The 21557-nt window shown below is 68.7% G+C and carries 18 protein-coding genes and 1 pseudogene; 14 read left to right on the top strand and 5 right to left on the bottom strand.

The features are described from left to right. Positions 1-176: 176 nt before the first annotated feature. The 5 genes from ACFYY7_RS13440 to ACFYY7_RS13420 all read left to right on the top strand — a co-directional run bounded on the left by ACFYY7_RS13440 (position 177) and on the right by ACFYY7_RS13420 (position 7560). On the top strand, positions 177-998 hold the full coding sequence (locus ACFYY7_RS13440) for an endonuclease/exonuclease/phosphatase family protein (RefSeq protein ID WP_388661124.1): 822 nt from the start codon (positions 177-179) through the stop codon (positions 996-998). Positions 999-1408: 410 nt separating this feature from the next. After that, positions 1409-2959 (top strand): right-handed parallel beta-helix repeat-containing protein, encoded by a 1551-nt coding sequence (locus ACFYY7_RS13435; protein ID WP_388660966.1) that lies wholly within the window; start codon positions 1409-1411, stop codon positions 2957-2959. A 244-nt stretch (positions 2960-3203) separates the two neighbouring features. Beyond that, entirely contained in the window at positions 3204-4238 is a 1035-nt protein-coding gene (locus ACFYY7_RS13430) for a LacI family DNA-binding transcriptional regulator (protein ID WP_388660963.1), read from the top strand. 289 nt (positions 4239-4527) lie between these two features. Further along, entirely contained in the window at positions 4528-6975 is a 2448-nt protein-coding gene (locus tag ACFYY7_RS13425; RefSeq protein WP_388660961.1) for a glycoside hydrolase family 2 protein, read from the top strand. 69 nt (positions 6976-7044) lie between these two features. Continuing rightward, entirely contained in the window at positions 7045-7560 is a 516-nt protein-coding gene (locus tag ACFYY7_RS13420) for a DUF402 domain-containing protein (protein WP_388660958.1), read from the top strand. Between the two features lie 88 nt (positions 7561-7648). Here ACFYY7_RS13420 and ACFYY7_RS13415 read toward each other — a convergent pair whose 3' ends face one another. Continuing rightward, on the bottom strand, positions 7649-8248 hold the full coding sequence (locus ACFYY7_RS13415) for a DinB family protein (protein WP_388660955.1): 600 nt from the start codon (positions 8246-8248) through the stop codon (positions 7649-7651). 269 nt (positions 8249-8517) lie between these two features. Here ACFYY7_RS13415 and ACFYY7_RS13410 point away from each other — a divergent pair, with 269 nt between their 5' ends. From ACFYY7_RS13410 to ACFYY7_RS13385, 6 genes are all read left to right on the top strand, one after another. Continuing rightward, positions 8518-9063: a hypothetical protein gene (locus tag ACFYY7_RS13410; RefSeq protein ID WP_388660952.1), complete on the top strand. Its 546-nt coding sequence runs from the start codon at positions 8518-8520 to the stop codon at positions 9061-9063. Between the two features lie 90 nt (positions 9064-9153). Continuing rightward, on the top strand, positions 9154-9924 hold the full coding sequence (locus ACFYY7_RS13405) for a class I SAM-dependent methyltransferase (RefSeq protein WP_388660949.1): 771 nt from the start codon (positions 9154-9156) through the stop codon (positions 9922-9924). 167 nt (positions 9925-10091) lie between these two features. Next, positions 10092-15062: a CHAT domain-containing protein gene (locus ACFYY7_RS13400; RefSeq protein ID WP_388660946.1), complete on the top strand. Its 4971-nt coding sequence runs from the start codon at positions 10092-10094 to the stop codon at positions 15060-15062. A 45-nt stretch (positions 15063-15107) separates the two neighbouring features. Beyond that, positions 15108-15554 (top strand): hypothetical protein, encoded by a 447-nt coding sequence (locus ACFYY7_RS13395; RefSeq protein ID WP_388660943.1) that lies wholly within the window; start codon positions 15108-15110, stop codon positions 15552-15554. After that, entirely contained in the window at positions 15551-16207 is a 657-nt protein-coding gene (locus ACFYY7_RS13390) for a hypothetical protein (protein WP_388660940.1), read from the top strand. Before ACFYY7_RS13395 ends, ACFYY7_RS13390 begins: the two co-directional genes overlap by 4 nt. Positions 16208-16420: 213 nt before the next feature. Further along, the gene (locus tag ACFYY7_RS13385; protein ID WP_388660937.1) at positions 16421-17224 is read left to right on the top strand and encodes a methyltransferase domain-containing protein; all 804 of its coding nucleotides are present in this window, start codon (positions 16421-16423) and stop codon (positions 17222-17224) included. 54 nt (positions 17225-17278) lie between these two features. Here the strand turns inward: ACFYY7_RS13385 and ACFYY7_RS13380 are convergent, their stop codons facing one another. Continuing rightward, positions 17279-18526 (bottom strand): MFS transporter, encoded by a 1248-nt coding sequence (locus tag ACFYY7_RS13380; protein ID WP_388660934.1) that lies wholly within the window; start codon positions 18524-18526, stop codon positions 17279-17281. On the opposite strand from ACFYY7_RS13380, the pseudogene ACFYY7_RS13375 reads away from it, so the two are divergent. Next, positions 18479-18634, top strand: a pseudogene (locus tag ACFYY7_RS13375) (CGNR zinc finger domain-containing protein); the annotation flags it as partial. The gene ACFYY7_RS13380 and the pseudogene ACFYY7_RS13375 overlap by 48 nt on opposite strands. Positions 18635-18658: 24 nt before the next feature. Here the strand turns inward: ACFYY7_RS13375 and ACFYY7_RS13370 are convergent. Next, complete coding sequence (locus tag ACFYY7_RS13370; RefSeq protein ID WP_388660931.1) at positions 18659-19231, bottom strand: O-methyltransferase; 573 nt, start codon at positions 19229-19231, stop codon at positions 18659-18661. Between the two features lie 21 nt (positions 19232-19252). On the opposite strand from ACFYY7_RS13370, the gene ACFYY7_RS13365 reads away from it, so the two are divergent. Beyond that, positions 19253-19828: an HIT family protein gene (locus tag ACFYY7_RS13365; protein WP_388660929.1), complete on the top strand. Its 576-nt coding sequence runs from the start codon at positions 19253-19255 to the stop codon at positions 19826-19828. A gap of 122 nt (positions 19829-19950) precedes the next feature. On the opposite strand, the gene ACFYY7_RS13360 is transcribed toward ACFYY7_RS13365, so the two are convergent. Then, on the bottom strand, positions 19951-20292 hold the full coding sequence (locus ACFYY7_RS13360) for a DUF5713 family protein (RefSeq protein ID WP_388660926.1): 342 nt from the start codon (positions 20290-20292) through the stop codon (positions 19951-19953). A gap of 152 nt (positions 20293-20444) precedes the next feature. Next, positions 20445-20972 carry a hypothetical protein gene (locus ACFYY7_RS13355; RefSeq protein WP_388660923.1) on the bottom strand — a complete coding sequence of 176 codons (528 nt, stop codon included), beginning with the start codon at positions 20970-20972 and terminating at the stop codon, positions 20445-20447. A 93-nt stretch (positions 20973-21065) separates the two neighbouring features. On the opposite strand from ACFYY7_RS13355, the gene ACFYY7_RS13350 reads away from it, so the two are divergent. Further along, positions 21066-21545, top strand: coding sequence for a MarR family winged helix-turn-helix transcriptional regulator (locus ACFYY7_RS13350; protein ID WP_388660920.1), 480 nt, complete (start codon positions 21066-21068; stop codon positions 21543-21545). Positions 21546-21557 lie beyond the last annotated feature (12 nt).

Raw genomic sequence — 21557 nt, 5'->3', positions numbered from 1 at the left:
GACCATCGCATCACCGAACTGGAAATCAGGCATACCCCCAGGATTCACCAGTTGAGTGTTTGACTGCGTGCGGTTATGTTCAACCACCCTCGGGACGCCGTGAGTTGGCGTTCGCTTCCTATGCCATTCGGAGGTGTGGTGTGTCTCGTGTGTGGAACAGATGCGCGTTGATCACGGTGACGGCGTTGACCGCGGCTACGGCTCTGGCCGCCGCCGGGCCGGCGTCGGCTTCGGTCTCGGCGTCCTCGGCGTCCTCGGCGTCGGTGCCCGGACGTGACGTGACGGTGATGACGTTCAACATTCACCACGGCGCGGATCCGGACGATGTTCTGAATCTGGATCATGTCGCCCAGGCAGTACGGCAGTCGGGGGCCGATGTGATCGGCCTGCAGGAGGTGGACCGGCACTTCGCCTCGCGCAGTGAATTCGTCGATCAGGCGGAGTGGCTCGCGGAGCGACTGGACCTTCACCTGGCCTTCGGAACGAACCTGGACCTGGACCCGGAGAAGCCGGGCGATCCGCGACGCCAGTACGGGACAGCGATCCTGTCCCGCTTCCCGATCGTGAACTCCCACAACACGCTCCTGCCCCGTTCGGAGACGGGCGAGCAGCGGGGTCTGCTGGAGGCCGACCTCATGGTGCGAGGCAAGAAGTTCCGCTTCCTGAACACGCATCTGGAGCACACTTCGCAGACCGAGCGACACACGCAGGTGGCAGCGATCAACACGATCGTGAACGGCTCCCGTCTTCCCACGGTGCTGGTGGGCGACCTCAACGCGACGCCGGAAAGCGAGGAGATCGCCTCGGTGACCAAGCGGCTCACCGACACCTGGCCGGTGGCCGGGAAGGGGGACGGCTTCACGTACGACTCGGTGAATCCGCGGGAGCGCATCGACTACGTGTTCGCCTCGCAGGGGGTCGAGGCCCGGCAGGCCCGGGTCCTGGACATGGCGATCTCCGACCACCGGCCGCTGCGGGTCGAACTCAGCATCCGGTAGCGCGGGCCTACCTTTCACCGCAGCAAATCCAAAGCTGTCGAGAGGCCGCCTGAAGTCCCTGTTCAAGGATCGACTTCGAGGGCCGGCCTCAAGGGCAGATTCAATTACGGGCTGACTCCGGGGGCCGGAGTCAGCCCCGCCCCCACCTCCCGGTCCCATTTCCCGGTCTCATCTGCGGACTCTCACCTGCGCCACCGGACTTCTGGAGTGATCCGCCGACGAAGCGGACGCGGCGAATGCAGTGGCAGCCGACTCGTGACCACAGTGGCGGGACCGGCCTCCGATTCAGGTGACGCCATCTTCCGAGTGGCCGCCTCGCTGTGCGACGCCTCTCCATGCGAACCGAAACCCATGCCCGGCCGCCCGCTTCCGAGCGCGGCAGGGAAGCAACTCAAGGAAAGCGGAGACAGATGAACATACCCTTGCCACACCGCTCCGAGGCCGTACGCACGGCGGGTGCGGCACTCGTCGCCGTCGCACTGGCAGCATCCACCGCACCGGCCGCCTCAGCGGTGAATGCCCCTCGCGACAGTTCCCGGCAGGTCCAGTACGTCGACTGCGGGACCGCGTCCGGTAAGGAGAACGGCTCCCGCAGCCAGCCCTGGAGGACCCTGGACCAGGTCAACCGCCTGAACCTGAAGACCGGCAGCTCGATCCTGCTCAAGCGCGGCAGCCGCTGCACCGGCACCCTCGCCCCGAACGGATCGGGCCGGGAGGGCAAGCCCATGGTGATCGGGGCGTACGGACAGGGCACGAAACCGGTCATCGACGGCGGCGGCAACGCCGAAACCCTGCTGCTGAAGAACACGCAGTGGGTCGAGGCGAGCAACCTGGAGATCACCAACTCCGGCAACCCCGGCCGCAACAAGCGAGGGGTACGGGTCCAGCTCCAGGACTTCGGCACCGGCACCCACTACCGGCTCACCGGCCTCGACATTCACGACATCCTCGGCGACGACACCAAGGGCACGGAGGGCTCGGCCGGCATCTTGTTCTCGGTGACCGGCTCCACCGTGCCGACCAAGTTCGACGACGTGGTCGTCTCCGGCAACACCGTCCGCACCGTCGACCGTGAAGGCATCTACTTCGCCTCCACCTGGAACAACCGTCCGGTGCACGGCGATTACGACCCGAACGGGCCCGCCTACCTGCCCTCCACCCGCATCGTGGTGCGCGGGAATACTCTTGCGGACCTCGGCGGCGACGGCATCGTCATCACCGCGACCGACGGGACCCTCGTCGAGCACAACCGCCTAGACGGCTTTCAGCGCCGCTCGGCCGGGTACAACGCGGGCATGTGGCCCTGGAACGCCGACAACACCGTCTTCCAGTACAACGAGGTGTCCGGCGGCGAGACCACCCGCGACGGCATGGCGTACGACGTCGACGAGGGCACCTTCGGCACCGTCTTCCAATACAACGTCAGCCACGACAACGCGGGCGGATTCTTCCTCGTCTGCACCGCCACCGGCAAGCTCGGCAACGCGGTCATCCGCTACAACATCAGCCGCAACGACCACTTCCGAGGCGTCGAGACCTGCCGCGGCTCCTTCGACGACGTCCGCATCCACAACAACACGATCTACGTCGGCGAGGGCGTCAGCCAGACCGTCGTCAACGAGAACACGACCGAGAAGCACGAGATCACGTTCGACAACAACATCGTGGTCAAGGAAGGCTCCGGCACCGCCTCATTCAACCTGAAGAGCGGCGGCGTCACCCTCTCCCACAACGGCCTGGTGAACACGGTCGGCACGCCCGCGAACCCTGGCGGCACCACCGCCGATCCGCTGCTCTCCGACCCCACCGGCGCCCTGCCCCTGGGCCTGCGTCTGCGTTCCGGCTCCCCCGCCCTGCGCGCGGGCACCCTCGTCCCGGGCTCTCCGGACCGGGACTTGTACGGAAACCCGGTCGGCAACCCGCCCAACATGGGCGCCTACCAGGGCCCCGGAACCGTGTAGCCGCTCCAGCCGACGGCTATTGGTGACACCGGCAGCGCCGCGTAACGGCTTCCGGCCGGGCAGCCTCCCGCCGAGAATCGCGGCAAGGCCGCCCGGCCGGTAGACCTGCAGACCGGCAGACCTGTAACCGATCTCGATTCGTCCACCGGGCGCGGCACCGGCGCCCGATGCGGCCCGGCCGAGCGATAGGGTCTCTCCAGACTCTCCCCACGATGAACAGCTCGGCGCAGAACAGGAGCGGCGTGTGAAGCGGCCGACCATGGCGGACATCGCACGCCGCGCCGGTGTCTCCAAGGTGGCGGTCTCGTACGCGCTCAACGACCTGCCGGGCGTCTCCGCGACCACCCGCGCGTCGATCAAGAGCATCGCCGAGGAGTTGGGCTGGCGTCCCAACAGCGCCGCCCGCGCACTCACCGGCGGTCGGGCGCAGGCAGTGGGTCTCGCCGTGCGGCGCCCCGCCCGGACGCTGGGCGTCGAGCCGTTCTTCATGGAGTTCATCAGTGGGGTGGAGAGCATCCTCGTCGAGCGCACGTACGCGCTGATGCTGCAGATGGTCACCTCGCAAGAGAGCGAGATCGAACTGTGCCGCCGCTGGTGGGGTGAACGGCGGGTCGACGGCGTCCTCCTGATGGACCTGCAGACCGACGACCCCCGCCCTCCCGCCATCGAGGCGCTCGGCCTGCCCGCGGTCGCCATCGGGCCGCCCCACGCGGCGGGCACACTCCCCGCGATCTGGTCCGACGACGGCGAGAGCGTCCACGAGATCGTCCGCTACCTGGCGGCACTCGGCCATCGGCGGATCGCACGCGTTGCCGGGCCCGCCGGACTGGCGCACACGGCGGTGCGGGACGCGGCCCTGAGCGCGGCCTGCCGGGAGGCCGGGATTCCCGAGGCGACCGTGATCCACACCGACTACACGGGCGACGAGGGTGCCCGCGCGGCACGGAGCCTGATGATCTCGCCCGTGCGCCCCACTGCGATCGTCTTCGACAACGACATCATGGCCGTCGCGGCGCTCTCGGTGGCCCAGGAACTGAACCTCTCCGTCCCCGCCGACCTCTCGGTCGTGGCGTGGGACGAGTCCCCGCTCACCCAGGTGGTCCGCCCCGTGCTCTCGGTGGTCACCCGTGACATTCCGGGCCACGGCGCACGCGCGGCAAGCGCACTCCTGTCCCTCGTCGCCGGTGACGAGGTGGGGAACGTCCGCATGGGATGCGCCGGCTTCGTTCCCCGGGGCAGTACCGGCCCGCCCCCGAGCGGCGTGTCGCCCCCTCGTTGAGCGGAGATCCATCCGGATTCGGCGCGAGATGACGGCAATCCCACCGAGTGGCGGCACTATGCCAGCCGGACCTGAACCGGTAAAGTTCACGTTCGTCGGGCGATGCCCATCCGTAACCAATACCTGTCGGAATCCACGCAAGTCTGGGGCATGGCAGCCCTGTTGACGGCTGTAAGTGAACCATTCAAAGCTTCACCGGTTCATGGACGGAGAGTGTGCTGATCACCGGGTCAACCGCGTCGCCCCGTAGACGCATCCATCAGCTGCCAGGCGATTGGAACCCCACACCATGAAGGACGTCACCCAGCTGAACGAGGGCTGGAGCCTGCGCCACGAGGACGCGCTGCTGCCCGCCCGTGTCCCCGGCTGTGTCCACACCGATCTGCTCGCTGCCCGGGTCATACCCGATCCCTTCATCGGTCACAACGAGACCGAGATCGCCTGGGTGGGACGGCGGGCGTGGTCCTACGTGAGCGAGCTGCACCACAACAGCGAGCACGAGCGGGCCGAGCTGGTCTTCGAGGGACTCGACACCGCCGCCGAGGTCGTCCTCGCCGGCGAAAGCCTCGGCACCACGCGCAACATGCACCGCGTCCACCGCTTCGACGTCACGGGGCGGGCCGGACGGCTCGAAGTGCGATTCGCATCGGCCTACGACGAGGCGGACCGCGTCCGTGCCCTCACCGCGGAGCGTCCGAATGCCTACCCGGAGCCCTTCCAGTACATCCGCAAGATGGCTTGCAGCTTCGGCTGGGACTGGGGCCCGACCGTCGTGACCGCCGGGATGTGGCGACCGGTGCGCCTCGAGCACTGGTCCACCGCCCGCCTCGCCGAGGTCCGCCCCCTCGTCTCGGTCGACGGTTCCACCGGCCGCGTCGAACTGCGGGTACGCACGGAGCGCACCGCGAACGGCGCCGGCAATCGGCTGACCCTCCGTGCCACCGTCGCCGGCACGGAGGCGGAGATCGCATTCGAAGAGGACAGCGCGGTGCTGCGCCTGAACGTGGAGGACCCCGCACTGTGGTGGCCGCGGGGATACGGCGACCAGCCGTTGTACGACCTCGACGTGACGCTGCTCGACGAGCGAGGTGAGCAACTCGACGCCTGGACGCGCCGCGTCGGCTTCCGCACGGTCGAAGTCGACCGCTCGGCGGATTCCCACAGCACCGGCTTCACCTTCGTCGTCAACGGCGTACGGATCTTCGCGCGCGGGGTCAACTGGATCCCCGACGACGTCCTGCCCTCCCGGGTCACGCCCGAGCGCTACCGGAAGCGACTGGCCCAGGCCGCCGAGGCCAACGTCGACCTGGTCCGTATCTGGGGCGGAGGCATCTACGAGGACCACGCGTTCTACGACGTGTGCGACGAGCTGGGTCTCATGGTCTGGCAGGACTTCCCGTTCGCGTGCGCCGCTTACCCGGAGGAGCAGCCACTGCGCGGAGAGGTCGAAGCAGAGGCGCGTGACAACGTTATCCGGCTGATGCCACACGCGAGTCTGGTGTTGTGGAACGGCAACAACGAGAACCTCTGGGGGTTCCGGGACTGGGACTGGGAGCGGCCGCTGGCCGGCAATTCCTGGGGCGAGGGCTACTACCTCGGCATGCTGCCCAGGATCGTCGCCGAGCTGGACCCGACCCGCCCGTACACGGCGGGCAGCCCCTGGTCCGGGTCATGGGACCACCATCCCAACGATCCCCGGCACGGCACCCACCACTCGTGGGAGGTGTGGAACCGTCAGGACTACGCCGAGTACCGGGCAGACGTGCCCCGCTTCTGCGCCGAGTTCGGCTGGCAGGCTCCTCCCGCCCTCGCGACGCTCCACCGTGCCCTGCCCGGCGAGCGGCTCGCCCCCGACTCCCCCGGCATGCTGCACCATCAGAAGGCGGAGGACGGCAACGGCAAACTGAACCGAGGCATCGAGCGTCATTTCGGCCTGCCTGAGAAGAACTTCGACCGGTGGCACTTCCTGGCACAGGTCGTCCAGGCACGCGCCGTCGCCGCGGGTATCGAGCATTGGCGGGCGAGTTGGCCGGTGTGCGCAGGCACCGTTCTCTGGCAGCTCAACGACTGCTGGCCGGTCAGCTCGTGGGCGGCCATCGACGGCGACGGCCGGCTCAAGCCGCTCTACCACGAGCTGCGGCGGCTCTACGCGGACCGGCTGCTCTCCCTCGTCCCCACGGATGACGGTCCCGTACTCGCCCTCGACAATCAGTCCGGCTCCGACTGGCGCACGACGGTCCACCTGCGTCGGCTCGACGCGGAGGGAACCGTGCTGCACGAGACGTCAGTGGAGCTGGAAGCGGGCCCGCGGACGGTCACCAGACTGACGGTGACGAGCCCGCTGCTGCCTGAAGAGGGTTCCTCCAGGGAATTCCTGGTGGCCGATGCAGACGGACTCCGGGCGGTGCATTTCCCCGTACTCGACAAGGAGTTCGCCTACCCAATACCGCAGTACGACGTCCGTCTCGATCCCGGAACCGGCATCCGAACCGGAGCCGAAGCCGGGGCTGGAGCTGGAGCCGGGAGCGCCCTTGGTGCAGTCGACATCGTCGTCACGGCCCGGACGCTGGTGCGCGATCTCCTGCTCCAGCCCGACCGGGTGGGGCCCGACGCCGTGGCGGACCGCGGCCTGATCACGTTGCTCCCCGGCGAGGAGGCACGGATCTCAGTCAGGGGCTGGACCGGCCTCGACGTGGCCGCAGCGCGTGATGCCCTGTTCAACGTGGGAGGGGAATGAACGCCCCGTCCGCCGGGCCGGGAGGCAGCCGCTGGTATTTCGACAGCGCTGTCGGGTAAGCCTCTTGGTGTGATCGCAAAGTGCACCTCCGTGCTGGTCGACATCCGGAAATACGACGGCACCCTGAGCGCGCGGTGGACTGCTGTCCGGCTGGGTGAAGACGAGCACGGGGTGTGGTTGGGCACGGCGCGGGGTGTCCCGGTCCGTTCGGCCACGGGCGGCTGGACGAGCCGGTTCGCCTACGTGACGTTGGTACCTCGCGGTGAGTGGTGGACAGCCACGTTCTGCGTGGACCCGGGCCCCGAGCTCTACTGCGATGTGTGCACGGCACCCGAGTGGAGCCCGAACGGGGCCGTCCTGCGCATGGTGGACCTCGATCTCGATGTCGTGCGGCTCCGTGGCGGCGAAGCCCATGTCGAGGACGAGGACGAGTTCGCCGAACATCGGATTGGCTACGGCTATCCCCCGGGGCTCATCAGCAAGGCCCGGCAGACGTGCGAGTGGTTGATGGAAGCCGGCCGTCGCGAGGGGAACGGCGTCGAACCCTTCGCCTCGGCGTACCGCTACTGGCTCGGCCTCCTCTGACCTCCTCCGGCGGTTCGGGGCACCGCCCTTGCCCTGTGCCGACGGATCGGGAACAGGGCAGGGCAGGGCAAGACAGGGCAGCGTCGAGTCAGTTGTCGCCGACTTCTCGCGCCACGTCCTCCAGTCGCCGCCGGTGGCTCTCCCACCATGCCTGATCGCCTGGTGGGAGGCTGTCCTTGCTCTGCGTGTACCCGACGCTTCCGTCGATGAGCTCGCGCACGATGTCGGCGTGGCCTGCGTGCCGCTGGGTATCGGAGATCACGCGCACCAGGATGTGGTGCAGTGTCACCTCGCGTCGTTCGCTCGGCCACCACGGGACGTGACCGATCGCGTCAAGTGCCAGCGTCTCGATCGTGCTGTTGGAGTGCTCCCACGCCTGGTGATAGAGCCCAACAATTTCTTCGCGCGACTCGTCTGCCGTGGCCCACATGTCCGAGTTGGGTTCTGCATCCTCCGTATACCACCAGGACGGCGGCTCCTCGTTGAAGAACGGCCGCCCGAACGTGTCGCCGAAGTAACCCAGTTCCACGCCGGCGACATGCTTGACCAGCCCCAACAGGTTCGTGCCCGTGGGGGTCAGCGGACGACGGATGTCGTATTCCGAGAGCCCATCGAGCTTCCACAACAGGGCGTCACGCCCGTCTTGCAGGTAACGGAGCAGGTCCGCTTTCGGATTCGGTTCGATCATGCCGAGCAGTCTTGCATCCAGCACTGACAGCCGGACTCCACGGCATCGTCAGCGGGCCCTGACCGGCCGCGCGGCCGGAGCAGCCTCATGGCCGCCGGAGCGGCTGGGTTTTCGCCGGATGGCTGGTGGCTGTGCCGTTCGGGTGTGGTCGGAGACGTACCACTGTGGTGTCGAAGGGTGGCAACGGGCCGCTGCGGGAGGCTGGCGCTCCGGAGACAGGCAGGAGAGAGCGTGTGAATGTGCGCAGCCGTCGAGGTGCCCGGGGCCCCGTGGTCGGCATCGGGGAGCGGACGGCGGGCGATGCCGGTGTTCTGGGGACCGCCCTTGCCGTGGTGCTGGCGTTCTCGCTTGCGCAGGGCTCGTGGGAGTGGTTCTCCACCTATCTCGGGGTGACGCTGCTAGCGGTGGTCCTGTCGTTCGGCCATGTGCCGGTGTGGACGCCGGATCGACGGGCGGCCTACGGATGGAGCCTGGCAGCTTTCTCGCTGGTAGTGGGTCTGTGCGTGGCACTGACGCTGGCGCCGGCACTGCAGCGCTGGGACTGGCTGTTCCCGATGCCGGGCACCCGGCACGGGTGCGTGGAGTCCGGCCGGTACGAGAGCCTGCGAACGCAGGCCGCTCTGGGGAAACTGGCCGGTCGTGATGCCGACGCGCTGGCCCATACGCAGCAGATGCGGAGCCGCCAGGCCGTTGCCGACTGTCTCGCTGCGACGACGACTCGTTGGGTGCCGGTGTACGCGTTGGGAACGGCTCTGCTGGTGGGTGCGGGTTCGTGGTCATGGGGGCGGGCGCGGGCCCGGAGGGCGAGAAACTGATCCAGGGGGCCCTGATTGGTGAGCGCCGTGTCCGTCGGAAGGTTCCTTGGCCGGGTCACTGACGGCACGGCTCGTGTCAGGATGCTCAGCATGTCTGGTCGTGCACAGAGCTTCGGAGCGATGGCGGAAGCCTACGAACGGTTCCGTCCGGGCTACGCCCTGGAGCTTTTCGACATGGTGATGGCGTACGCGGGTCATCCGGTTCGGACTGCCCTCGAGATTGGCGCCGGGACAGGCAAGGCGACCCGTCTGTTCGCCCGGCAGGGGATCACGGTCACGGCGACCGAGCCTGACGGGGCCATGCTCGAAGAGCTTCGCAAGCACGTTCCGGCAGGCGTCAGGACGGTGCAGGCCGCGTTCGAGGACTTGCGGCCAGGTGAGAAGTACGGGCTGGTCCATGCGGCAGCGGCGCTGCATTGGACGGCCTCGGAGGGCCGGTGGTCACGCATGGCCGCCCTGCTGGAGCCGGGTGGTGTGTTCGCTTCGTTCGGGGGACCGATCCGGCTTGCCGATCCGGCGGTCGAGGCAATCGTGCGCGCGGCGCGAGCACCGTATTTGGAGAGTGACGAGATTCCGTCCCCGGACGGCACACCTGCGGAGTGCGAAATGCAGTGGCCCGGCACGGAGCTCCTGCGGTCCGAATGGTTCACCGATGTTCAACAGGAGGTGATCGAAACGCGCTTGACGATGAGCGCTCACGACTACATAGGTCAACTTTCGACCATCTCTGCCTATCTCGTACTGCCGGCCTTGGAGCGAGAGCTGGTATTCAGCCAGATCATGCAGGTTCTGCCTGAGACGGTCGAGATCACCGCCGACGTCACTGTCCATCTCGCCCGTCGGTGCTACGAGCAGTGGTAGCACCTCGGAAATCGGAGGGCTCTCTCTGCGGACAGTCGTCCTGCGTACGGCCGTCCGCCCCTCCCACGGGTCTGCTGCAAGCTCCGCAATGGGTGGCGACCGCATCGCGTGATCACGAAATAGTCGGACTGAAGTACTTGAGAGTGTGTTCTCAGTAGCCTGAAGCGATGTCAGAGGATCCAACGTCCCGTTCCGTGCCGGACCCGGCCTCAGCCGTCCGCCGGAGAATCGTCCTCTTCCGGGAGTCGGGGGACCCTCGGTACCTGACCGATCCGCAGGCTGAGAACGAGCACGCGGCGGCCATGGCCGCCGCGATCCGCGTCGGCCGTGCCGGGAAGCCGGAGCTCAACGTGACGGCGGCCGCGGAGTCGGCCCTGTTCCGCTTCTGGCGAGGCGTGGCGTCCGGTACCGCCGCCGGGCAGGTCGAAGCCGACAACGCCATCGGGTTCTTCCTCGGGCTGCGGCAGACCGCGCCGGAACTGGTCCCCGCCGAGGTGGCGGAAATGGTCGGGATCCTCGCGACGGACGGAACCCATCGCCTGCGCTGGGCGGTCGAGTCCGCCGACAGGTTGCTCTCCCTCTCGGACGGCACCGACCTCAGTCCTCTTGACCTGGCGATCGATCGCATTCTGTGGGCTCTTCGCACAGCGCCCGAGGACCCCGCGGGCCGGATCCTCGCCCTCGGGCGTCTGGGGCAGGCGTACCACGAGCGTCATCGGGCCTCCAGGGACGTGGCGGACGCGCGGAACGTCGTGGCGGCTCGCCGGGAGGCCGTCGGCCTCTCGTCGCCTGGAAGGGACCGGGCACGCAGGCTGTCGCTGCTGGCCGATTCGCTGTTGGTCGTGCACGAACGGACCGGCGAGAGGGCCTGTCTCGAAGAGGCCATTCGGGCACTGGAGGATTCGGTCGCCGGCACACCGCCCGGCGACCAGTTCCTCTGGCTGCGGTATCAGCGGCTCGGGCGCTCGCACCGGCATCTGGCCGAGGCCACGGACTCCATCGCCGACTTCGACGCGGCCGTGCGGTGGGGACGGCTCGCCTGCGTCACGGCCGACAGTTCCGACACGGACTACGGGTCCGCTCTGGCTGCGCTCGACAAGAGCCTCCGTGCCCGGCACGCGAAATCCCGGGACCGGGCCGATCTCGACGAAGCGGTCGCCCTGTGGCGGACGACGCTCGACAGCATTCCGGGGAACGACGCCCGGAGAGCCGACTTCCTCGTGGATCTCGGCGACGCCCTGCACCGTCGGTTCGACAGCGCGGGCGACCCGGCCGATCTGGAGGAGAGCGTCCGTACGTGCGAGGCGGCGGTCCGCGAGGCGCCGGAAGGCAGTGCCTCGTGGGTCCGGGCCCTCTCCGATCTCTGCTATCGGCTGCGCCGCAGGTTCGAACAAGGTGGGGACGTCGCCGATCTGCGGGAGTCGGTCCGTGTCGGGCGACTCTCGGTCGCTTCGACCTCCCTGGACGAAGGCGAGGACGGGATCATCACGTACTCGAACTTCCTGAACGCAGCCGTCGCCTGTTACGACAGCGGGCGCGAACTGCCGTATCTGGACGAGGCGATCGAACTCTGGGCGGCCGTCCTCACTGCGACGCCGGCCGACCATGCGGAGCGGGGTCTACGGCTCGTGGGCAGACTGGATGCCCTTGAGAGGCGCTTCGAGCACACCGGGGAACGGGCCGACCTGGACCGGGTGTTCGGTGCCGCCCGTGCGTGCCTCGCCGCCGCGCGTCCCGAGTTCGGGCAGATGGCCGGGACGCTGTTGCGGGTCGCCGTACGTCTCGACACCCGGGCCGACGAGGCCGATCGCTCGGTCAACATCGGGCTCGAACTCGACAACGTCCGGTTCTCCATGCGGTCGCGCAGCACGACCGAACTCGACGCCATGGACGCCCTCGTCGACCTGGCCAGAGCGCTCGTACCGAGCGCCGAGGCCGATGAAGCCGACCGCGAGATCCGTCGGGGTTGCCTCGCGATGGCGCTCGCCACCCGGTTCCGGGTCACGGGCTCCGCCGCGGACGGCGCCGAGTCCATCGATGTGCTGAGGGAAATAATCGCCGCCGCGGAACCGGACGATCCGCAGTACAGCACCTACCTGTCGAACCTCGGGGACACTCTGGTCAGCAGGTTCCTGAGGGACGGCGACGCGACCGACCTCGATGCCGCGATCGAGGCCCATGAGCAGGCGTTCCGTACCGTGCTCCCCACCGCCCCGGACCGGGCGGACCATCTGCCGAGGCTGGCCCTCGCCCTTCGGCTCCGCTACGACGACCGCCGGAACCCGGACGACCTGGAGCACGTCGTCGCCGTCATCCGCAACGCGGTGTCCGACGGACATCCGGCACCGGACTGCCGGCCGGCGAGTCTGAGCGAGCTCGCCAAAGTCCTTGAATGGCGGTTCCACCACACGATGGACCCGGCCGACCTGGACGCGGCGGTGGCCGCCGGGCGGGAGGCGGCGGATCTCGACGCCGCGAACGAAGACCGGTCCGTCTCCGTGCTCTCACGCCTCGCGTCGGCACTGTTCGCCCGCTACGAGAAGACCGGCAGTGCTCCCGACCTCGACGAGGCGATCTCGACCCTGGAAACGGCCCTCGCGGAAATACCCGACGGCGACCGCGGACGCCCATCCGTACTCCACAACCACGCCGTCTTCGTCCAGGCCAGGGCCATGCTCACCGGGTCTTCGGCAGACTTCGACCGGTCCGTGATCGAGCTGCGCGAAGTGACGGGTGCACGATCGCCCGGCGCCTCGTCGCGCGCCCGCGACTTCTACAGTCTGGGGATGGCGCTGCGGGTCCGGCACGCACACCTCGGCGACGACCTGGACATGCATGCGGCGGTGGAAGCCCTCCGGGCCGCGCTCCAGGATGCGGCCGGGGATCCGGTAACGCGGTCGATCGCCGCCGTCGGACTGGCGAACGCGCTCACTCAGGTCTTCCACCGGACCGGCGACCGCGCTGTCCTGAACGAGGCGATCGCCTTGGCCGTCGAGGCGGAGCGGGAGTTCCCGGAGCACGGGGACTTCGTCAGCAGGCCGCTCTCCACCCTCTCCTGGCTCCTGCGCATGCGAGTCGATCTCGCCGGTGATCCCGACCCCGCGGATGTCGCGGAGATGCTGCGGGTCAGCAAGCGGATGATCGACGTGGTTCACCCCGGCTCCTCCGATCACGGCCTCTTCCTCCGGAACCGCGCCGTGGCACTGACGACTGCCGCGCGGGCCCGGCAAGATGTGACCTTGCTGGATCAGGCGGTCGCCACCGCGAGGCGAGCCGTCGAGGTCACGGGGGCGGGAGACGCTCGCCGGGGTGAATGGCTGTGGTCACTGGGGCGCATCCTGGAGCAGCGCCACGGCGTCACCGGGAACCGCGCCGATCTGGAAGCCACCCTGTCGTGCTGGCGCGAGGCCGCCCGGGATCCGTACGGCGACCCGGACATGGCCATGCAGTGCGCGGTCCACGCCGCCCGGCTCGCGGCGCAGGAGGGCGGCATCGACGGAGCGGTCGTGGACTACGGGCTCGCGGTCCGGCGTCTGCCCACCGTCGCCTGGCACGGGATGCGGACCGGGGTGCGCAGCGAGACCCTGCGCAGGTGGTCGGGGCTCGCCTCCGAGGCCGCGGGGGCCGCCATCGCCGCCGGGCAGCTTTCGACCGCGGTCGAAATGCTCGAACAGAGCAGGTCGGTCATCTGGACTCAGGCACTGCACCTCCGCAGCGACCTCAGCGATCTGGCCGGCTCTCACCCCGAGCTGGCCACGCGGCTCACAACGCTGCGGACCCGGCTCGACACCTTCTCGCCCGCGGGCGAGCGCTTCCCCGTCGGCGAGCTCCCCTCCATCGGTGAGTTCTCCCCCGACGGCGAATACTCTCCGGCCGGCGGGGTCCGCAGCGGGGTCCGGGGGGCGGAGTTCTCCGCGGAGGCCGGCGAGCGCCGCCGGGATCTGGCCCGGGAGTGGGACGAGACGGTCGAGCGGGTCCGCCAGGTCGAAGGGTTCGAACACTTCCTCGGGCCTACGCCGTACGCCGAGCTGAAGAACGCGGCCACGGACGGTCCGGTGGTCGTCGTGAATGTCAGCCGCTACGGATGTCATGCGCTGATCGTCCGTCATGACACACCTGCGCCAGAGGTAGTGGTGCTCCCCTCGGTCTCGATCCGCGATGTGTCCGGCAAGGTCTCGGACCTGCTGTCCGCCACCGGGGCCCAGACCGACCCGAGCGTGTCGTTCCTGGCCCGGGAGCGGGCCAGGCACACCAGCCACGACGTCCTCGGCTGGCTGTGGGACAGCATCGTGGGGCCGATCCTGGCTCGGCTCGGGCACGACGCCCATCCGCCTTCCGGTCGGACGGGCGCTGCGCCGCCGCGCTTGTGGTGGTGTCCGGTGGGGTTGCTCAGCATGCTGCCGCTGCACGCCGCGGGTCACCATCCCCGCCACGGGTCGGCAACGGGCTCTGGCGGTGTGTGGACCGCGGACCTGGTGGTCTCCTCCTACACGCCGACGCTGGCCGCGCTGTCCCGGAGCCGGGTCCGGCGCTCGGAGCCGGCGGTGCGGCGGCACCTGGCGATCGCGTTGCCGGAGACCCCCGGGCTGGCCGCGTTGCCGGCGGTCGCCGACGAGCTGGCCGGCCTGCGTCGGTACGCGGCGAACGCGACCGAGGTGGTGAGCCTGGTCGGGACGGCCGCGACCCGACGGGCCGTCCTCGACGAGCTCCCGCGCTGCGACCGGATTCACTTCGCCTGCCACGCGGCCCAGGACCCCTCCGATCCGGCGGCGAGCGCCTTCAGTCTCGGCGACGGCCCGTTGTCGATCGCGGACATCACGGACCTGCACCTCGCCCACGCCGAGCTGGCGTACCTGTCGGCGTGCCAGACCGCCACGGGCGTACCCGACCTCGCGGACGAGGCGATCCACCTCGCGGCGGCGATGCAGCTGACCGGGTTCCGCCACATCGTCGCCACCAGCTGGCCGGTGGGTGATGCCTCGGCCGCGGCCGTGTCGGACCACTTCTACCGGGAGTTGACGTCGACCGACAGCGGTACGGAGCCCGCCGTCGCGCTCCACCGAGCTGTTCGCGCACTGCGCGACAGCGATCCCACCGAACCCGTGAAGTGGGCGTCGTACGCCCACTTCGGATCGTGACCCATTCCGCACGCGAGATTCGCGGTTCCGTCCACAGAGGTGACCATGCCCCATCAGCCCCAGTCTCCGATCCCCTATGAACAGACCTCGGACTACCACTGGACGGAGGTCGCCTTCGAGTTGCTGGAGTCGGGTGCCCTCGCAGCGGTGGTGATGACGAGCGACAATGTCTCCTCGGCCGTTGTCGAGGGTGCCTGCCCGCGCTGTGTGCACCACTTCACCGACCGGCGTCCGCTGACGGCGGTCACCAGCGGGATCGGCGGAAGCCGTACGGGAGTCCAGGGAACCGGCGGTACGGGTCTGGTGGAGCCTGCTCGCACGTACGGTTACGGCGACCCGGTCGTGCTGGACGTCACCTGCTCGTGCGGTGCCACGCATCCGGCCGGGGAATCCGGGACCGCAGAACCGAACGCCGTGGGCGGCTGCGGTGTCAGCTTCCGTATCGAGCTCACCGCCGACCCCGCTCCGGCCTCGACCGGCGGACAGCCATGACCGGGACGCCCCTGAGGCCCCGCAAGCCGCAGCGCCCGCCGACGCCCACGGATCTGACCGAGCGCGACCGCTTCGCCGCGCTGGCCGAAGCCTCGCTGCCCGCGGTGCGCGCCAACGCGGAGGCCTGGCGCAACGGCCTCGCCGCCTTCGTCACGCTGGTCACGGCCGGAGCCGTACTCAAGGGCCGCGATACGACGGCTCAGCTCACCACTGACTGGCGCATCGCGGTCACCCTCCTCATCGGCGGCGGCATCGCCCTCTCCCTGGCGGGGCTCTGGCAGGCCCTCGCTGCGCAGGCCGGCACCCGAGAGGGCATGGTTTCCCTTGCGGACATCCACCGCCGCCACGCATCGGTCGCGGCCTACCAGATCGCCCTGGCCGACGCCGCAGCGGCCCGGCTGAGGCGGGGCCGGACCATCGTCGCCGCAGCGCTGGTGTGCTTCCTCCTGGGCATCACCGCGACCTGGTGGGCCCCGGCAGCGGGCTCGGATCCGGTCGCGTACGTGACGGTCAAGCATGACGGGACATCGACGTGCGGGAAACTGAAGAGTGCTGACGGCGGAAACGTGCGGATTCAAGTGGACGGAACGGTGAAAGCCGTCGTCGTGCCGATGGAGAGAGTCACCAATCTGCTTGTCGTGGCGCGCTGTTAGCCGAGCGTACGTCCGTGGGTCTCGGCTGCCCGTGCTCAGGCTGCAGAGGCGTCGTACGGAGAGGGGGTCGAGCGCCGCCGGTGTGGATGGTGACGAGGGGTGCGGGCGAGGCGGCCCTTGTCCGCCTCACCGGTCCCGAACCGCTGGGCGATCTTCGCGGGTGACGGCCGGTTCGAGGAGTGCGGCGCCGGCCGCTTCTGCCAGAATCACCACATGGCTGAACACGACACGGATCACGGCTACCTGCTGGACAACCAGCAATCGGAGGCAGGGATCCGCTTCGGCGCCCTCAGCGAGTTGTTCGACCCGGTGACGTTCCGGCACGTCGACCAGCTCGGGATCGCCGCCGGCATGCGGTGCTGGGAGGTCGGCGCCGGCTCTCCGTCCGTGCCCCTCGGACTGGCCGAGCGGGTCGGCCCGACGGGTGCGGTGATCGCCACCGACATCGACGTGTCGTGGACCCACGACATCAACGGTGGCGCGATCGAGGTGCTGCGGCACGACGTGGCGGTCGACCCGCCGCCGCCCGGCGGCTTCGACCTCGTCCACGCCCGGCTCGTCCTGGTACACGTCACCGACCGCGCCGAGGCACTGCGCCGGATGGTCCAGGCGCTGCGACCCGGCGGTCGGCTGCTCCTGGAGGATGCCGACCCGGGATTGCAGCCGCTGTTGTGTCCGGACGAGTCCGGTCCCGAACAGCGGCTCGCGAACCGGCTGAGATCCGGCTTCCGCAGTTTGATGGCGGCACGAGGCGCGGACCTCTCGTACGGCCGGACCCTCCCCCGGCTGCTGCGTGAGGCCGGTCTCGAAGACGTACGGGCCGACGCCTACTTCCCGATCACCTCGCCGGCCTGCGCCGTTCTCGAGGCTGCGACCGTGCGGCAGATCCGCAGCCGTCTGGTGGCGGAAGGACTTGCCACCGACGACGAGATCGACCGCCACCTGGCGAATGTCGCCACCGGACGCCTCGATCTCGCGACCGCCCCTATGATCTCGGCGTGGGGGCGCCGTCCTTGATCCCACTCGATCGCAAGGGCGAGCAGTTCAGGTGACTGCAACCGTTCGTCCTGATCAAGGCGATATCGCGCGGTGCCCGGACGAGCCGACTCTCGCTGACGGGATTACGAAGAAGGCCAGTGCCGCAAGGGCCGCCACACTCGCCGCGAGGGCCAGAGCACCTTGAAGGGACCAGGTCGCGACCGGCCCGGCCACCGAAGCACCCAGGGCGAATCCGGTGATCTTCAAGCTGGCTCCGGTGGTGAAGATCTGGCCACGCAGATGGTCCGGGGATTCCCGGTGGCGGATCGCGAACAAGGCGGCGAGTTGAGGGCCTTCACCGATCCCGATCATCAGTACGGCCACGATCACCGGCGCTGGTTGCCCTGCCGTGGCCAGGGCCAACCCGGCAGCCTGGACCAGGGCACTGGCCCAGATGACCGTATCGGGGGCGAGTGAGCGCGGAAACCTCGCGAGTACGGCGTTGGCCACGAGGGCGGAGACCGCCGCGCAGGAAAGCAGCATCGCGCCGTGACCGGCTCCGCCCAGGACACGCTCGCCGAGGAGCACCATGCAGGCCGTCAGCATGCCTTGCGCAACGCAGGAGACGACCGAGGTGAGGGTCGCCCGGGCCAGCGGAGGTTTCCTCATGACGGCCCGGATTCCGGCAGCGAGGTCGCTGATCACCGAACTCGTCCGGCTGCCTCGCCCCCGACCGTGACGGGCCGGAAGCATCCAGGCGCCGGGCAGCGCCAAACCGATGAGCCCTGCGGAGACCACCACAGCCGTCGGCGCTCCCAGCACCTCCGCCAGGCCGCCCGCGAGAGCCGGACCGGCCAGACTCGCCGCACTGAACGTCATGGCATCGAGCGCGTTCGCACGGGGCAGCCCGTCACCCGGCACCACCCGAGGGAGTTGGGCCGTCCATCCGCCCGACAGGGCCGGCCCCAGCAGCCCCGTCAGAACCGCGATCAGGATGGTGACAGTGAACGGCAAACGGCCGAGCCCCACGAGGATCGCTCCCATGCCGGCCGCGTACAGGCCGAGGGCTCCGGCCAGCAGGCGGCCCGGTCGTTCCGCTCTGTCGAGGAGCGCCCCGAGCAGCGGCCCTCCTACGACGGCGGAGATCGTGATGCCCGCGAGCAGCGACGACGCGTCGGTGGTAGATCCGGCCGACGCGAACCCGGCCAGCATCAGCGCCGGTCCTGACATCTCGTCCCCGGCACGAGCCGCCGCTGCTCCGACGAGGTAGAGGCGGAGCGAGTAACGCGATTTGGCAGGATCTGCGCGTTGTCCAGCTGCCGGAACGTTTTCGTCACGCAAGGCAGCGACCCGGAACGCCGCTACTGCTCCCGCCGGTGCGCAACCCGCGAACGGGTCTCAGCCCACCGACGCTCCCGCTCCGGCAAACAGTCGGGCGAGACCGAGTAAGCAAGACATCGCTTCCCTTCGTGGCTACGCGCGGCGCGTCCCAATGACCACTGAACTACCTGGTGTTGTGAGCAGCTCGGTGGCTTCCAGGTCCGGATGAGTGAGGTAGAACAGGCGAAGTTCATCCACTTCACCCTCGAAACGAGGCGGCCAGTGGGGCGAGGGGGTGAAGTCGTCCAGGATGAGAAGGCCGCCAGGAGCGAGCTGCTCGACGACCCGCTGCTGATCATCACGCTTGCCCCCGCCGTCGCAGAAGAAGACGTCAAAGGGGGCGTGCTGCTCAAGCAGCCGCCAATCCCCCATGAGGACGCTGACGCGCGGGTCGTCCGCGAAGACGGCGGCCGCACGGCGGGCCAGGTCCTCATCACGCTCCACGGTGACCAGGCGCGCACCAGCGCCAAGGCCACTGTGCAGCCAGGCAGTACCCACTCCGGATCCGGTGCCGCTCTCCGCGATGACTCCGTCAGGTTTCGCAGCAGCGGCCAGTCCGAGGAGCCTGCCCACTTCAGGGATGCAACTCTTCTTGAAGCCTGCCTCGGAGGCGACACGTTCTGCGGCCACCACACGAGGCGGCACGGCACGTTCTGCCATGATCACGTTCCTTGCTCAGAGTGGAACATGACAATATCCGCCGCCGAAGACGTCCACACAGTGTTGCTCGTCATCGGGCGGGATGGAATTCGCTCGCGCTCGGGTGAGTCCTCTGATGGGGTGGTCGGCACACGGTACTCGGAGCATGAGGAGCGGCTTGTGGCGGGCGACGGATGTGTCTTCTGCTCGATAGTGCACGGTCAGGCGGATGCCAGCATCGTTCACGAAGACGAGTCGGTGGTCGCCTTCATGGATCTCCGGCCCGTCAACCCTGGTCACTTGTTGGTCGTTCCCAAGACGCACGCGGTGGGGCTGGAGGATCTTCAGGAGGACGCCGGTGTCCAGGTCTGGAAGGTGGCTCACCGGCTCGGGCGGGCGTTGCGTCGGTCAGGTCTGCGGTGTGAAGGCGTCAACCTGCTTCTCGCGGACGGCGAAGCCGCGTTCCAGGAGGTTTTCCATGTACACCTCCACGTCATCCCCCGCTTTACCGGCGATCCGTTCCGCATCGACTCCGACTGGCTTGTTCATCAGCGTGAGCAACTCGACGAGACATCCGCTGCTGTCCGCAACGGTCTTGCCGCACTTGACATCTCGCTGCGTTGAAGTCGCCAACGACCTGGCCAGGTCGGCAACCGGAGGAAACCCGGCTGCCGTGCCCGCGCCTGCCGCGCTTGCCATGGCTCGACAAGGCCCACCGCCCCAGCCATCCGCTCATCGCCCGCCGCTCACCAATCCCTGGCGGCGGTCAGCTCCTCCACGTCCGCGTCCGGGAATCCGTAGGCCGACGCCACGAACCAGAACTCCTCGGCTATCTCCTCACGCGCTACGGTCTCGATCTCACTGCCCGCCGCCTCGAACTCGGCCTGCAACAGATTGAACTGCTCTGTCGCCGCTTCCGCGAGCACATACAGGGCCTGGAGATCCACCGGCCGCTCTGCCTCGATCCGCTCGCACAGGTTCAGCAGAATCGCCGTGCCCTTGTCGAGGACGTGATCCGGGAAGTAGTCGTCCGCGTACAGCGGCCGCAGAAAGGCGCGTTCAGTCACCTGCTGGTTTGTGATCGGCATGGTGCCCCATCTCCTCGAAGAGCCAACATGCCGATCATGCACCACACCACTGACAAGCTCGGCGCGAGCGCGGGACCAGCACGTTCGCAACGCGTCTCGGCACTTCCGGCGGTGGCGTGGGCGGTCGGTCAGTCAGTCCGCCGGTCATCCGGTCAGTCGATGGCATGCTCCTTCAGGAAGGCGCCGGCGTGGGCGGCAGCCTCCTCCTTCGTCGCGTAGTGCGCGGTGCCGTCGGCCTCGTCGCGAGTGCCATCGGCTCCCCGTCCGGCCCACTTCCAGCCGCCCGATGACGGATCCCGGGAGACTTCGGCGCTGCCACCGCACAGTTCGACGAAGCTCGTCTCCGCTGCCGCGGAGGCCGGCCTTTCGATCGCTTCGGGCCATTTCTTGCGGGCACCCTGCCGGGTGATGCCCCAAGCAGCACCCAGCTGCTCGTAGCTCGCACCGTAGGAGCCCGCGGTTCTCGCCGCGATTGCCGTCAATCGCTTGACCTCCGCGTCCACCACCTTCCAGGCGGTGAGGATCGAGAGTGTGACATCGATGGGGTCGGCATCCCACATGCGTTCTTCAGGAAGTCCGGTCGCCCGCGCACGCATCGCCGAGGCGAGTGGGTTGAGGGCGTCCAGAAGAGCCTTGTCGAGGGCTGCCTCTTCCGCGGTAGTGATCTCAGGCGGCGTCATGACGACAACTCTAGTTACCGAGAATGAGGCATGCAACCGAAGTTAACAAGTTGACAGCCCGCCATCCTGGATATTGCTTCGCACTACACGTATATGCATAATGCGCTTACGGATAAGCGGGTTGTGGAACCGGATTCCGAGGTGTCGGCCGAGACGCTGGTGATCGCCGTGGAGCGGATGGTCCGCCACGTGCGCCAGAGCGCAGTCGCCGGAGGTCTGAGCACCGCGGCCTCCTCCGCCCTGGGGCGTCTGGGCCGTGAGGGACCGCACCGTCTGACCGAGCTCGCCCGCGCCGAAGGAGCCTCCCAGCCGAACATGACCCAGCTCATCACCCGGATGGAACGCGCCGGCCTCGTACGCCAGGTCGCCGACCCCCACGACGGCCGGGCGGTGCTGGTGGAAGCCACGGACGCCGGCCTGGAGGTCTTCCGGCAGCGTCGAGCGGAGCGCGCGGACGCCCTCCGGCTGCTCATCGAGGAACTGAGCGAGCCGGCGCAGCGAGCGGTGCGAGTTGCGCTGCCCGCCCTGGCCCGCGCCATCGAGGACCGTCAGGCCGGTCAGGACCGTTCCTGACGGTCCTGACCG

Source organism: Streptomyces sp. NPDC001933, from assembly GCF_042890955.1.
Taxonomy (GTDB): Bacteria; Actinomycetota; Actinomycetes; order Streptomycetales; family Streptomycetaceae; genus Streptomyces.
The sequence above is the reverse complement of the archived record's forward strand: the minus strand, read 5'-3'. Positions and strand labels throughout refer to the sequence as shown.

What these genes read in the sequence shown, in the direction of transcription:
- ACFYY7_RS13435 (WP_388660966.1), top strand. Translation starts at nt 1,409, where the DNA reads ATGAACATACCCTTGCCACACCGCTCCGAGGCCGTACGCACGGCGGGT.
- ACFYY7_RS13425 (WP_388660961.1), top strand. Translation starts at nt 4,528, where the DNA reads ATGAAGGACGTCACCCAGCTGAACGAGGGCTGGAGCCTGCGCCACGAG.
- ACFYY7_RS13415 (WP_388660955.1), bottom strand. Translation starts at nt 8,248, where the DNA reads ATGATCGAACCGAATCCGAAAGCGGACCTGCTCCGTTACCTGCAAGAC.
- ACFYY7_RS13405 (WP_388660949.1), top strand. Translation starts at nt 9,154, where the DNA reads ATGTCTGGTCGTGCACAGAGCTTCGGAGCGATGGCGGAAGCCTACGAA.
- ACFYY7_RS13400 (WP_388660946.1), top strand. Translation starts at nt 10,092, where the DNA reads ATGTCAGAGGATCCAACGTCCCGTTCCGTGCCGGACCCGGCCTCAGCC.
- ACFYY7_RS13395 (WP_388660943.1), top strand. Translation starts at nt 15,108, where the DNA reads ATGCCCCATCAGCCCCAGTCTCCGATCCCCTATGAACAGACCTCGGAC.
- ACFYY7_RS13390 (WP_388660940.1), top strand. Translation starts at nt 15,551, where the DNA reads ATGACCGGGACGCCCCTGAGGCCCCGCAAGCCGCAGCGCCCGCCGACG.
- ACFYY7_RS13385 (WP_388660937.1), top strand. Translation starts at nt 16,421, where the DNA reads ATGGCTGAACACGACACGGATCACGGCTACCTGCTGGACAACCAGCAA.
- ACFYY7_RS13365 (WP_388660929.1), top strand. Translation starts at nt 19,253, where the DNA reads ATGACAATATCCGCCGCCGAAGACGTCCACACAGTGTTGCTCGTCATC.
- ACFYY7_RS13360 (WP_388660926.1), bottom strand. Translation starts at nt 20,292, where the DNA reads ATGCCGATCACAAACCAGCAGGTGACTGAACGCGCCTTTCTGCGGCCG.
- ACFYY7_RS13355 (WP_388660923.1), bottom strand. Translation starts at nt 20,972, where the DNA reads ATGACGCCGCCTGAGATCACTACCGCGGAAGAGGCAGCCCTCGACAAG.
- ACFYY7_RS13350 (WP_388660920.1), top strand. Translation starts at nt 21,066, where the DNA reads ATGCATAATGCGCTTACGGATAAGCGGGTTGTGGAACCGGATTCCGAG.